The 13,491-nt window shown below is 48.4% G+C and carries 13 protein-coding genes and 1 pseudogene; 8 read left to right on the top strand and 6 right to left on the bottom strand.

From position 1 onward, the window contains the following. Positions 1-135: 135 nt before the first annotated feature. Together BZG14_RS06750 and BZG14_RS06755 are read left to right on the top strand one after the other, a co-directional pair. Complete coding sequence (locus BZG14_RS06750; RefSeq protein WP_077608311.1) at positions 136-561, top strand: YeeE/YedE family protein; 426 nt, start codon at positions 136-138, stop codon at positions 559-561. 15 nt (positions 562-576) lie between these two features. Then, positions 577-1,014: a YeeE/YedE family protein gene (locus BZG14_RS06755; RefSeq protein ID WP_077608312.1), complete on the top strand. Its 438-nt coding sequence runs from the start codon at positions 577-579 to the stop codon at positions 1,012-1,014. A gap of 62 nt (positions 1,015-1,076) precedes the next feature. Here BZG14_RS06755 and BZG14_RS16070 read toward each other — a convergent pair whose 3' ends face one another. The 3 genes and pseudogenes from BZG14_RS16070 to cysM form a co-directional block, all read right to left on the bottom strand. Then, positions 1,077-1,475 (bottom strand): methyl-accepting chemotaxis protein, encoded by a 399-nt coding sequence (locus tag BZG14_RS16070; protein WP_408642360.1) that lies wholly within the window; start codon positions 1,473-1,475, stop codon positions 1,077-1,079. Between the two features lie 138 nt (positions 1,476-1,613). Next, positions 1,614-2,375: pseudogene (locus BZG14_RS16075) on the bottom strand (PAS domain-containing protein); the annotation flags it as partial. Positions 2,376-2,741: 366 nt separating this feature from the next. Beyond that, positions 2,742-3,632, bottom strand: a complete 891-nt coding sequence (gene cysM / locus BZG14_RS06765) for a cysteine synthase CysM (protein ID WP_077608313.1) — start codon at positions 3,630-3,632, stop codon at positions 2,742-2,744. Between the two features lie 226 nt (positions 3,633-3,858). On the opposite strand from cysM, the gene cysP reads away from it, so the two are divergent. The 4 genes from cysP to BZG14_RS06785 are packed head-to-tail and all read left to right on the top strand — an operon-like array spanning position 3,859 to position 7,809. Continuing rightward, complete coding sequence (gene cysP / locus BZG14_RS06770; protein ID WP_077608314.1) at positions 3,859-4,863, top strand: thiosulfate ABC transporter substrate-binding protein CysP; 1,005 nt, start codon at positions 3,859-3,861, stop codon at positions 4,861-4,863. A 58-nt stretch (positions 4,864-4,921) separates the two neighbouring features. Continuing rightward, a complete protein-coding gene (gene cysT / locus BZG14_RS06775) occupies positions 4,922-5,758 on the top strand; it encodes a sulfate ABC transporter permease subunit CysT (RefSeq protein WP_108743531.1) in 837 nt (278 codons plus the stop codon). Positions 5,759-5,768: 10 nt separating this feature from the next. Continuing rightward, positions 5,769-6,677, top strand: coding sequence for a sulfate ABC transporter permease subunit CysW (gene cysW, locus BZG14_RS06780; protein WP_021023591.1), 909 nt, complete (start codon positions 5,769-5,771; stop codon positions 6,675-6,677). A gap of 4 nt (positions 6,678-6,681) precedes the next feature. Next, positions 6,682-7,809 (top strand): sulfate/molybdate ABC transporter ATP-binding protein, encoded by a 1,128-nt coding sequence (locus BZG14_RS06785; protein WP_077608316.1) that lies wholly within the window; start codon positions 6,682-6,684, stop codon positions 7,807-7,809. A gap of 30 nt (positions 7,810-7,839) precedes the next feature. On the opposite strand, the gene BZG14_RS06790 is transcribed toward BZG14_RS06785, so the two are convergent. Continuing rightward, a complete protein-coding gene (locus BZG14_RS06790; protein ID WP_077608317.1) occupies positions 7,840-9,351 on the bottom strand; it encodes a putative bifunctional diguanylate cyclase/phosphodiesterase in 1,512 nt (503 codons plus the stop codon). A 304-nt stretch (positions 9,352-9,655) separates the two neighbouring features. After that, on the bottom strand, positions 9,656-10,843 hold the full coding sequence (locus BZG14_RS06795) for an NnrS family protein (protein ID WP_077608318.1): 1,188 nt from the start codon (positions 10,841-10,843) through the stop codon (positions 9,656-9,658). A gap of 245 nt (positions 10,844-11,088) precedes the next feature. Here BZG14_RS06795 and BZG14_RS06800 point away from each other — a divergent pair, with 245 nt between their 5' ends. Both BZG14_RS06800 and BZG14_RS06805 read left to right on the top strand, forming a co-directional pair. Beyond that, positions 11,089-12,390, top strand: coding sequence for an MFS transporter (locus BZG14_RS06800; RefSeq protein WP_077608319.1), 1,302 nt, complete (start codon positions 11,089-11,091; stop codon positions 12,388-12,390). A 113-nt stretch (positions 12,391-12,503) separates the two neighbouring features. Next, the gene (locus BZG14_RS06805) at positions 12,504-12,704 is read left to right on the top strand and encodes a hypothetical protein (protein WP_069363105.1); all 201 of its coding nucleotides are present in this window, start codon (positions 12,504-12,506) and stop codon (positions 12,702-12,704) included. A gap of 43 nt (positions 12,705-12,747) precedes the next feature. Here the strand turns inward: BZG14_RS06805 and BZG14_RS06810 are convergent, their stop codons facing one another. Next, entirely contained in the window at positions 12,748-13,416 is a 669-nt protein-coding gene (locus BZG14_RS06810; RefSeq protein ID WP_077608320.1) for a Qnr family pentapeptide repeat protein, read from the bottom strand. Positions 13,417-13,491 lie beyond the last annotated feature (75 nt).

A 13,491-nucleotide genomic window follows, 5' to 3' on the forward strand; every position in this document is an offset into this window, starting at 1 on the left:
CAGTATGCTACCTGTATTATTTAATTGTAACCTGTTTTGAGTCATTGAGAGGAAATCATGACGTTCCCTATCCCATGGCAGTATGCTACCTGTATTATTTAATTGTAACCTGTTTTGAGTCATTGAGAGGAAATCATGACGTTCCCTATCCCATGGGATGCCTTGTTTGGTGGCATGCTGGTTGGCACTGCCTGTCTCGCACTTTTAGCACTCAATGGCCGTATTGCCGGGATCAGCGGTATTGTGTCAGGCGCGTTATCATCACACGGCCGTGAAGCTCAATGGCGAGGTCTGTTTTTGCTGGGTATGGTCAGTGCGGGGGTCTTCATGCCATTTATCGGTTTTGAACTACCCAACTACACAAGCCTTGCGCCTGCACTCACACCTATGGTTGCCGTACTCGCGGGGTTGCTGGTCGGGATAGGCACTAAATTAGGTAACGGCTGTACCAGTGGTCATGGCATTTGTGGCATGGGTCGCTTATCGAAACGGTCAATCGTGGCAACGCTCACTTTTATGGGTGCTGCCTTTGTCACTGTTTTTGTTCGTTTACACTTTTAAGGACGTTTATCGCTTATGTTTCGCCTTGTTGCTCTACTCTCAGGCTTTATCTTCGGTGTGGGTATGATGGTGTCAGGCATGGTCAATCCCGCGAAGGTGATTGGCTTTCTGGATGTATTCGGCCAGTGGGATCCCAGCCTTGCATTTGTGATGGGCGGTGCGCTGTTGGTCTTTGTTCCCGGCTACTTTTTGGCCGTACGTCGGCAGAAAAACCCCGTACTGGCCGATCAATTTTGTCTACCCAAGACGCAAACGCTTGATAAAAAACTCATCGGCGGCGCATTACTCTTTGGCACCGGCTGGGGACTCGCCGGACTTTGCCCAGGACCGGCGATCACGGCTATTGGCTCCGGCGCACTACCGATCGGTCTATTTGTGATTAGCATGCTAGTCGGGATGCGCGTCATAACCTATCTTAAGCAAACACGAATACCGTCACCAGTAAAAACTTAAATAGACTCATACGAGATGATGCGCCCTGATATCCGCTTTAGACAGGGCGCAAGAGTTTAGCGCTAAGTAGCGAGACGTTGAACTGTATCAGAGACCTCTTCAGCTCCGGCATAAATATCACGCATGACAGTTTCCGCTGAGGCAATTTTTTCTCGGCTCTGCTCCGATTCTACTGCCACTTCTTCCATCGACTCACTCACACCATGGGTCAATTTTCTATTTTCATCGACAACATTGGCGATTTGTGTTGTCGATTCACTGGTGCGTTTGGCTAAACTTCTCACTTCATCAGCTACCACAGCAAATCCTCTGCCCATCTCGCCGGCACGAGCTGCTTCAATAGCAGCATTTAAAGCAAGTAAATTGGTTTGTTCAGCGATTTGATTAATCGTGGTCACAATCTCTTCAATGCTCTGTGCGTGCTCAGTCAGTTGGTGGAGTTGCTCAGCCGTTGATTGCATTTTCTCAGTGACATGGCTAGTGATATCGACCGCTTCTTTGAGCAAAGCACTACCATCCTCAACATGTTGAAGTGTCGCGGCTGACGAATGGTGGGCGAGTTCAGCGGCTTGAGAGACTGCATGGCTTTTCTGCACACGTGCAGTGATGTTGGAAGCAAATTTCACGATCTTTTCAACACGCCCACTATCACCGAATATGGGGTTATAAGTGGCTTCTAACCAGATTTCATTGCCCAATTTGTCTCGCCGTTGATATTGTCCACCCTTAAATTGTCCATCTTCCAGTTCTGCCCAAAAGTTCGGATTTTGCTCATAAAAGTCAGCGTCGCAGAATATACGATGATGCTGCCCTACAATGTCATCTAACTCATATCCCACTGTGGCTAAAAAATTGTCGTTAGCATGGATAATGTTGCCTTGGGGGGTAAAAATGATGGCCGCCATGGAACGGTCGAGCGCCATAAACAACGCCTCTTTTTTGGCTTTTTCTTGGTGGACTCGCGTCACATCGGACGCGATTTTGCGAACTTTAACCACTCGTCCGGTTTTATCTTTAACTGGAAAATAAGACGCATCCATCCAAATTTCGTTACCATTTTTGTGCCGGCGTCGAAAAACGCCCTTCTGTCTTTCGCCCTGACCGAGACGCATCCAAAAATCGCGGTATTCTTGGGACTCTGTCGTTTCAGGAAAACATACTGCCGAGTGGTGCTGTCCAACCACTTCATTACTCTCGTAACCAATAATATCAAGTAATAGTTGATTGCAACTGAGCACAATTCCATCAGGAGAGAAGGTGATGGTGGCAACACCTTCTATGATGGCATCAAGCTCGATTTCTAGTTGTTCTCTGTTTGTCTCGCTTTCGGTAAGTAGGCGTCTAGTTTTATTAAACATCATGGTGGCTCCCCCGTTAACTCTAGGACCATATCGTTACTTTTCATGCTTCTTTACTTCAGTGGCTAGCCAATCCACAAGAACATTTTAAAGTATGTGAACTACGTTATTAGTCGCGTAATATCAGTAAAGCGTAGAGCATCTTTATTTATCCGATAATTAGGCGTATTAACTAATAAGCATTAGAAGAATGAAAAATGTAACAAAAAACATATTACCATTGATAACAAAGAGTTAATTACCATCTAGCTTGTATTAAAAGATTCCATAATCGCCTAGAAAACCATCTACTTTTCCGTTTATTGCATTGTCCCTCATACTAAGTAATTTTTTCTCATCATTACGACCTAGATCTTTTAGCTAGAACGGTTAAGAAAACAACCCAGACGATAAATAGCGATCGCCGCGATCGCAAATAATGGCCACCACCACAGAGCCGGGTTCAGCTTTGGCAACTTGCAGTGCCGCATATACGGCCCCGCCAGAGCTCACACCCGCACATATACCCTCTTCTCTGGCGAGGGCGCGCGCAGTCTCTTTCGCATCTTGCTCAGAAATGTCCATCACCTCGTCGATATGCTCGTCGGTGTAAATACCCGGTAAATACTCAGCCGGCCAGCGCCGGATCCCAGGGATGGCACTGCCCTCTGTCGGCTGTAAGCCAATGGTTTTAATCGCGGGGTTTTGCGTTTTTAGGTACTTTGAGGTTCCCACAATGGTGCCTGTGGTGCCCATGCTGGCGATAAAGTGGGTGATTTTTTGTTGGCTTTGCTGCCAAATTTCAGGCCCTGTACCAGTCACATGAGCCTGAAAATTATCCGGATTATTGAACTGATCCAACACTTTGCCCTTGCCCTGTGATTGCATGGATAACGCCAAATCACGCGCACCTTCCATTCCCGACGCTTGAGAGACGAGAATCAACTCACTGCCATAGGCACGCATCGCATCTTTGCGCTCCTGGGTAGCATTTTCAGGCATGATTAAAATCAGACGATAGCCTTTAATCGCCGCCGCCATTGCTAGCGCTATCCCGGTGTTGCCACTGGTCGCCTCAATCAAGGTATCGCCCGGTTGGATATCTCCCCGCGCTTCGGCCTGCACAATCATGTTCAGCGCGGGCCTATCTTTGACTGAACCGGCCGGGTTATTGCCTTCAAGTTTAACCAAAACAGTACTCCCCGTATCAGCGCCTAGACGCTGCAAGCGTACCAAGGGTGTTTGTCCTACGTAGTCTTCAAGCGTTGGGAAATCAGTCACGTCTCTTACCTCTGCCTATTTTTTTCACTGGCGTCATGCCATGGGGCACTGTCTATAAACGCCATGTTACAAGGGTTTATCACTGGCACGCAGATAAATTGTCACTAACATATACAAAATGGTTATAGTAAAACTGTTTTTTATTCCTAATGATTGCTTTTATTCTGTGACTTATAGCTACTTCTTTTGTTGAACAAGCATCAACCGGTCATTAAGGAACATTACAATGAAGGTATTCAAAACGCTGGCTCTGTCGGCCCTACTTGCCACCAGCAGCGCACAGGTATTCGCCGCTGAACAAACACTGTTGAACTCTTCTTATGATATCGCAAGGGAGCTTTTTGCCGACTACAACCCACTATTCGCAGAGCACTGGCAAGAAAAAACCGGCGACTCCGTAACGATTAAGCAATCCCATGGCGGTTCATCGGCGCAAGCGCGCGCCATCATGCAAGGGCTGCAAGCGGATGTCGTCACCTTTAACCAAGTCACTGATGTGCAGGTACTGCACGATCGCGGCAAGTTGATCGACAAAAACTGGAAAGAGAATTTCCCCAACAGTAGCTCGCCGTACTACTCCACCACCGCGTTTTTGGTGCGCAAGGGCAACCCAAAGAATATTGAAAATTGGGATGATTTGGCCAAGGACGACGTCGCTTCTGTTTTCCCGAATCCAAAAACCTCCGGTAATGCACGTTATACCTATCTTGCCGCACTCGGTTATGCGCAAAAGGCGTTCGGAAAAGACAACACCGAGCAACAAGACCAATTTTTGAAACAGCTTCTCGCCAATGTGGCGGTGTTTGATACCGGTGGCCGCGGCGCAACCACCTCATTTGTTGAACGCGGTATTGGTGATGTCTTAGTCACCTTCGAATCAGAGGTGAATAACATCCGCCAACAATATGGCAGTGATGATTACGATATCGTGGTGCCTAAAACCTCGATCCTGGCTGAATTCCCCGTTGCCGTGGTAAAGCGAAATGCTAAACGCAATGGCACCACTGAACTGGCGACAGAGTATTTGTCTTATCTTTACAGTGAAAAAGCGCAGCGCTTACTGGCTAACTTTAATTACCGCGTTCATCACCAAGCCGTCGCAGACGAGTATGCCGATCGCTTCCCTCAGGTTGAATTGCTGACGGTAGAAGAGATCGCGGGTGGCTGGGACAAGGCGATGAAAACCCACTTTGCTAGTGGCGGAAAGCTAGACCAGCTCCAGCGCCGTTAATTGCTATTACGACTTAAATCGAGACGTTATGCCATCGTTATCGCATCAACGCCAATCTATGCCACGGGGAGTGCGTCATCAGCGCGTACTCCCAGGGTTTGGTATCAGTCTGGGCGTATCGCTATTGTTTATCAGCCTGATTTTACTACTGCCAGCCAGTGGTTTAATCATGCAAACCAGTCAAATGACTTGGCAAGAATATTGGTTTGCCATCTCAGACCCACGTATTGTCGCCAGTTATAAAGTCACGGCCGGCGCGGCGCTTATCGCTTCCTTATTTAATGGTGCGATTGGACTGCTCTTTGCGTGGGTGTTGGTGCGGTACGACTTCACGGGTAAACGCTTTATTGACGCGTTGGTGGATTTGCCTTTCGCACTGCCCACCGCGGTCGCCGGTGTCACCCTCGCTACCTTGTATGCCGATAATGGCTGGATAGGTAGCGTGCTCGCGAACTTCGGTATACAAGTGGCTTATACGCCGATAGGCATTATGATTGCGATGATGTTTACCAGCCTGCCGTTTGTCGTGCGCACCGTACAACCCGTACTGGAAGAAATTTCTCAAGAGGAAGAAGAAGCTGGCACCTTATTAGGCGCAAGCGATTTTGCCGTGTTTTGGCGCGTTATTCTGCCGACCATCAGACCCGCTTTATTAGTAGGTATCGCCTTATCTTTTACGCGCAGTCTTGGCGAATTTGGGGCCGTGATTTTTATTGCAGGCAATACGCCTTACGTCAGCGAGATCACCTCCTTGATGATTTTTGTCCGTTTGCAAGAGTTTAATTTCCCAGCGGCAAGTGCGATTGCCTCAGTGATTTTGATGGCATCATTGTCGTTACTGTTTGCGATCAACCTATGGCAAGGTCGCTACTTAAAACGCATTCACGGTCGCTAAGGATAGCTTTATGACTCCCCACACTGCCCGAATCGGTGATTCTGTTTGGATCAAACGTAGTTTGATTGGCTTAATGCTGATACTGGTTGCGCTCGTGTTGGTGCTTCCCTTATTGAGCATTTTTTCTATTGCATTTTCTGACGGTATTGGTACCTATTTTGAGCACCTTCTTGCCCCCGATACACGCCATGCGATTGGGTTAACGCTATTGGTTGCCGTTATCACGGTGCCGGTTAACTTAGTGTTTGGTGTCATGCTCGCATGGGCGGTAACTCGGTTTCAGTTCCCAGGCCGAAAACTGGTCACCACCTTGATTGATATTCCCTTCGCGGTATCACCTGTGGTCGCCGGTCTACTCTATTTGCTGCTGTACGGCAGTAACGGTTGGCTAGGCGCGTGGTTGTTTGAGCATGATTTACAAGTGATGTTTGCACTGCCTGGCATTGTATTAGTCACCATTTTTGTCACCTGCCCCTTTGTTGCTCGCGAGCTTATTCCGCTGATGCAACAGCAAGGGCACGCCGAAGAAGAAGCGGCGGTGATTTTAGGGGCGTCTTGGTGGCAACTGTTTCGACGCGTCACCTTACCGAACATCAAGTGGGCCCTGATATACGGGGTGATCTTGACCAATGCCCGGGCCATCGGTGAGTTTGGCGCGGTGGCAGTGGTGTCAGGTAGCATTCGTGGCCAAACCAATACTTTACCTTTGCAAGTGCAGCTTCTGTATGAAGACTATCAAACCCAAGCCGCGTTCGCTTGTGCCTCATTGCTTGCCTTTATGGCATTGGTAACGTTGGCGCTCAAAGCCTTAGTGGAGTGGCGTCAGCAACGCGCACAGACAAACGTAACGCCGCTTGATGAGCACAGCGCGTCAACGCCAGCCCAATTTATCCCACAAACGACCCAGAGTGAGCAGTAACATAATGCAAATTCAATTAGACAATATCACCAAACACTTTGGCCAGTTTCAGGCACTTTCGCCGCTATCTCTCACCATAGAAAAGGGTGAAATGATGGGGTTACTTGGACCATCAGGTTCGGGAAAAACCACGTTACTGCGGATTATTGCGGGGTTAGAAAACAGCAATAGTGGCCAAATCCATTTTGGCGAACGCGATGTCACCCAGGTGCATGTTCGCGATCGACGCGTTGGCTTTGTTTTTCAAAACTATGCCTTGTTCAAACATATGACGGTGGCAGAGAACGTCGCTTTTGGCTTGCAAGTGATGCCACGGCGCGAGCGCCCTTCACCGGCCACAATTACACAACGAGTAAATCAACTGCTCGAGGTCGTGCAGTTAGGTCATCTGGGCCAACGGTATCCCGAACAATTATCAGGCGGGCAAAAGCAACGTATCGCACTGGCGCGGGCGTTAGCGACACAGCCGGAAATCCTATTGCTTGATGAGCCATTTGGGGCATTAGATGCACAAGTGCGCAAAGAGTTACGCCAATGGTTACGCCGACTACACGATGAAATGGCTTTTACCAGTGTGTTTGTTACCCACGACCAAGACGAAGCACTGGAGCTATCGGATCGGGTGGTGGTGATGAGTAATGGGCAAATTGAGCAAGTCGATAGCCCAGTCGATCTGTATGCTGCGCCAAAAAGCCGCTTTGTGTTTGATTTTTTGGGGAACGTGAATGTCTTTTCCGGCCAATTTCAGCAAGGCACGTGGCAAAATGGCAATGCCTTTATTCAACCCACACTAAACACGCACACCCAACAGTCAGGCAGTTTGTATGTGCGCAGCCATGAGTTAACCCTGGCTGATAAACCCAATAGCCAACTCTCGCTGCCCATGCGTGTGGTCTCTATCAACCCGGTTGGTGCCGAGGTACGGGTATCACTCGCCCCACAAGGCTGGGAGAGTGAACAACTATGGGAGGCCACCCTGACCCATCATGCGTGGCAAGCCGCACCGTATCAAAAGGGCGATACCGTGTATGCAATGCCGCACCGTGGATACTTTTTCAACGGCACAGACACAGAGCCGCACCGCCTCAATTGGCCATTCTTAGCGGAAGATAGCTTGGTGTATGATATTTAGGTGATTTATCGAGTGGATGTTGGCGGTGCTTTATGAATTATCTATGTTAGCGTTTACCTTTCGGACAGGCATCGCCACTTTCAATTCGGATAGCGTAGAAGGATAACCCAAGTAATACCCTTGCACATATTCGCAACCAAAGCTTTTTAACAATGCTAGTTGCGTGGCCGTTTCCACACCTTCAGCGACCACGTTGATTTCTAGGCGTTTGGTAATATCGATAATGCCGGCCGTGATCGCTTTAGCACGGCTATCGGTTTCCATCGATTGGATGAAGCTGCGATCAATCTTGATTTCATCGACATTAATCCGATTAAACATTCCCAAAGAGGTATAACCCACACCAAAGTCATCAATGGAGAAGGCCACGCCATGGCGTTTGAGGATATCGACCACTCGCGCGCACTCGAGAATATCATCAAGTGCCGCGGTTTCGGTTATTTCTAGGCACAGGTAACGCGCGAATTCTGGGTTCAGTTTCAAGTAATCATCAATACGCCGGATCGCACTCTGGCTATTAAACTCAACCGCAGAAATATTGACCGACACACGCTGAATAACAGTTCCCAACAGGTCACTATCGCGTAGCTGATTGGCAGCTTTTTCGAGTACGAGCGCCGTTAGCTCCTCGCAAAAACCCTGTTCTTCGGCGAGCGTGATAAACGTACTCGGTGGCACCACACCATAGGTTTCATGGGTCCATCTCGCCAATACTTCCAAGCCGCTTAACTCGCCTGACGTCAGGCGATACTGCGGTTGAAAGACAACCTCAATCTCTTTGTTATTGATTGCAACTCTGAGTGCAGAAACGAGCTGCCTGCGCTTTTGGGCTTGCTCGGTTAAGTGAATATCATGATAGGTTACGGTGTTTTTGCGTTTTTTAGCCTCATTAAGCGCGCGCGTAGCTGCCGTCATCAAGGTGGCAGCATCGTCACCATCTGGTCCGAATAACGCCACCCCTATCGAACAGGTCGCCTGTTGCTCGTATCGTTGTAAATGTCGATGACATTCACGGTGTAGTCTATCAATATAGAGCGCCATATCGCTGGCACCGTCTAACGCAACAAGGCAGGCAAAGCGGTCTGCGTGGATGCGCGACGTAAGTTTATCGAATAGCGTTGATTCCTCAATGGCATGAGCCATGTCAGACAGCAGATGATTAGTACGTTCAAACCCAAGTTTATTGGTGAGTGATGTGAACCCATCAATGTCGATAATCACCAAAACATACGAGGTTTGTTGATCCCGTGGGGCAAGCAAAGTATCCACATGCCGCATAAAGACTGAAGGGCTGTGCAACCCTGTAACACTATCAATATCACTCGCTCGCTCTAACGCCAGGTTATTCTTTCTCGCCAGGCTCCAGAGCATCATCGACGTCACCACCACAAAGAAATGCCCTTTGAATGCTTGTCCTAATTCATGCATCTCTAGATTCGTTGCCAACGCAGTCACCACGCGATCGGAAAAAAGGATCCACAAAGTCGCAAAAAAGAAATAGGTAAACGCCAACTTCAATGCATAGTAGTTCGTTTTCTTCATTATGGTTCCCGTGCGATGACGTCCATTCGACCTGCTTGCGACACCCTATCTCACGCCCTCCGTGACGCAAAGTGAAGGAGGCGGCAATAAAACCGACCTCTTTCAATCCATTATTAAAAATGAGACAGCGCTTTTAAAGTGTGTAACTGCATATTAGGTCTAATGTTAGTTGTTCGCCAGAAAAAACGACAATAAACAACCTACTAATTGACAAACGCCTTCCATCTATATTAGCCATCTCATCAATGATTAGGCGTTAGACTACCTAGCATCAATCCAACACAGTCCGGTAAAGCGTCATACATTACCCCGCCGCGCCATCTGCGCGTGCTTGGCTCAGCATGGGGCCAAATCGCACCGCAAACCAGCCATAGCTAATCGTCCACAGCAGTGCTGATGCAGCAACCAGCTCTAGGGTATACACCGGCCAAAACCAGATGCCAAATACTCGGACGAGTGCAGAAATAAGTAAGGCATAGAACAGCCACGAAACAGCGGGGCCCTGATAAACATTGCGCCCAGTATGGCCAAGCGTGACTCGCGCAATCATGGCCAGGACAACGCCCCCGAGTGCACCTATCGCGAATAAGTGCCAGATAAGGTTTGATGCCCAGGGGTTAATCACCACCGCTTTTAATATCAGGCCAAATGGTAGGAAGAGATAGAATAGGTGCAGCGAGAACAGCATTGGTACCTGGTACGCTTTCCAACCTTTCCAGCGGTAGAGCCGAACACATTGCGCAATACCCGCTGTGAGCAGCAACCCACGCGCGACCATGTTATCAGTGCCGGACACCAAAGTGACGCCAATCAATAGCACAAACAGAGCGATAATCGCTCGCTCTAGCCACACAGGTGTGCTGGACACCTGTATACCCAACTTTTTCTCCGTGAAAAACGGGATCACACGGCCACCCATTACGCTAATAAGCAGCATGAACCAAAGCAAGGTACTGTGCCAAACTTGGTTTATAGGCAGGGCAACCTCTCCTAACAACGCACCATAAGACAAAGCGTTCAGTAAAGCCGCGATGGCCAAAACGGGGATAAAAATATAATTACGTTGACGCTTAGTCACTACCACGCGATAACCCAAGGACCATGCCACACAGGCCATAAATAGGGTATCAAGTACAAGGCTCGCCCAAATCGGGACATCCACCCAGAAGCTCAATCGCGCCAACAGCCATAATGAAAAAATGGCGAAAAGCTTCGATCCCCGGGTACCTGGCACACCCGTCCAGTTTTGCACCGCCGTCATTAAAAAACCACCGACAATGGCCATTGAAAAGCCAAACAGCATCTCGTGGGCATGCCACCAAAGCGAAGGCACCGTGAGTGACACCATCCCAGGATGGGTGTACAGCCCACTCCATATAACAATGACCAGACAGGAGTAAAGAGCACCAAAGAGGAAGAAGGGCCGAAATCCCAACCGGAATAATGGTGGGATCTTATCTTCTTTTTGTTTGTCGGTGACATTTAACAACATTCAAGCACTCCATCTGGAGAATTGGGTTATTCACCCTAGCACACACGGAAACACTACTTTTGATATTAAACAAACCCCAACCAACTTAATGTGCTACAAAAAGAAAGGTTATTGTGGTTATTGAGTAACCAAGATCCATGTTATCGAATCAAAAAGCTGGACGTAACCGATATGAACCACAACAATTTTCTCATCACCAACCGGTGCAATATTCAAGCTGGCAGAGCCAAAGAATGAGGAGGCCCATGACCTATCCATCTAGCAGCAAGTTTGCGGTACTCGGCGCGGCACTTATCGCCATAAGCTATGGATTAGCCCGCTTTGCATTCGGGCTGTTCGTCCCACCGATCCGCGATGACTTAGCACTGAGCCCCTCGCAGATAGGTATGATTAGTGCCCTGCCGTTGATTAGCTTTGTGATCGCAACTGGTTTTGCGCCGCTGATTGCCGATCGCATTGGCGCAAGAATCACTGCAATTGTTTCTGGTTTATTTGGCGCTCTGGGCCTCGCCGTCATCAGTCAATCGACTAACAGTGTCTCACTAGCTGTCGGTGTGTTTGCTTGCGGCATTTGCACCGGCTTGATGATGCCCGCCCTCACCGCTGCCATGCAGGCTATCGTTAATCGCGCTCTGCATGGTAGAGTCAGTTCAGTGATGAATGCGGGTACCAGCATTGGTGTCGTCGTTGCTGTGCCTGTAGTCTTGCTGCTCGAATCGGCTTGGCGCACGGCCTATTTGTTTTTTGCAGTACTTGCGACACTTGGCATTGTAGCCGCCTGGCGGATGTTGCCATCTGTCTCGCCTGTCACACCCACAGATGCCGCCCCTGCGCCACCGATCAGCCGATTACAATGGGCGCGGCTGTTCCGTTTATCGTTGTTTGCATTCGCGATGGGATTTGTATCTGCCGCGTACTGGATTTTCGCACCGGATTTGGTTATTACGCTTGGCGCGCTTCCTACTGATACAACCGCTTGGCTATGGGTTGCCGTTGGCATTGCAGGTTTAGGCGGAGCAATAGCCGCAGATCTTGCAGATCGTAACAATCCTCCAATTACCCATTCATTAATGTTAATGATGTTGGCGGCAAGTATGGCACTCATTGCCGCCAGTCCTGGCAACAGCGGAATCACGCTTTTTTCCGCTCTCGTGTTCGGGCTTGCCTACATGAGTTTAACTGGCTTGTACCTAATGACCGGGATCCGACTTCTCCCCGGGCGCTTATCCCTCGGACCTGTTTTACCTTTTATGGCCGTATCACTCGGCCAAGCGATCGGCTCTCCGGTGTTAGGCATATTGATTGAAAAAATGGGTTATGCAGGCGCTTTTTCGGTATTTGCCTCCGCCAGCATTGTGGTTGCCATTATCTCTCCACTTTACCCTCGTCAGCTCGAACAAGAGTGGGACGAAGACGTGATTGAGGACACTGGCCTACAAGCGGCCTATGATCATCAACTACATGATGAAGAAGGTGAGCCTTATCGCGGTGTGGAAATAGAAGAAGAGATCGAAGCCGTTGAAGAAGACCGCACCAATGAAAATTAATTACAAAAATATCATTTAATATCGACATATGGTTTAACATTGATCACGTTTAAAAGACGTACTATGATAAATTCATACTGAAATGTAATTTAGTTACACATAAGGAGCGTGCTATGTTATCCGCGATTAAGGAACTTTTTACCCCTCATAAAGACTATGCCGGCCGAAATATCGACGCTGTTATCGATCGATTAGCGGCGCAAACCGGGACAGAGGCCCATGCCTGGTCTTACCTCCGCGAGCAAGCCGTGTATGAAAACACGCTCAATGGTATGCGGGTATATCCTCATGAGCTCAGAAAGTACGCGGCTTGATATTAACTAAAGAGGTAGCCGCCAATGATGAAAGCCGAAATGGTCAGCGATAGCGCGCATCTGGAAAAACGATCAGGCCTAAGCTTTCAAGTAGCTGAGATTGTTGCCAATCGGCTATTTTCACGCCCGACAGATCCACTTTGCGTGGGTCGAGGCCATCAATCTCAGCGTGACATAAATTAGCGCCTTGTACACTAAACTGCCCCCATACATCGGACGAGAAAACACCACCACTCAGATCGGCTTCTTTCAATGATGCACCGAGAAAATGGGTTTCAATCCAACGGTTTTCAAACAGTTCGCACTTTTCTAAGCACGCTTGCGCAAGATTGGCATAAGACAAGTTACTACCGGTGATAAATGCTGAGCAAAAGAACATACGATGGCTGACTTGATTGGCAAAATTTGCGCGGGAAAAGTTCGCACCCTTCAAATCGCACTCTCTCATCTCAATACCGTAACAATTGGCAAAACTAAAATTAGCCATCGCTAATTGGCATTGCTGGAAACTGGCATCACGAAGGTCAGCAGCGATAAAGTGGCATCCTTCGATATCGCTCTGTTCGATAAATTTACAACGTTTGAAGGTCACATCGCGAAGGTTAGTGCGGGTAAAGTCACAGCGGATAAAGGTACAGTCTTTGAACTCAAGTTCACTGAGATCTTGGTGAGAAAAGTTCTCTTGATGAAATGTCTGGTTATGTGTCTTCATATCATTTCCTTAATTAATGCGCCGCTAGGCTAACAACATAACCTTTTGAAATCACGAAAATAAAAACCTTCATAA

It is taken from the genome of Salinivibrio sp. IB282, assembly GCF_001995685.1.
Taxonomy (GTDB): Bacteria; Pseudomonadota; Gammaproteobacteria; order Enterobacterales; family Vibrionaceae; genus Salinivibrio; species Salinivibrio kushneri.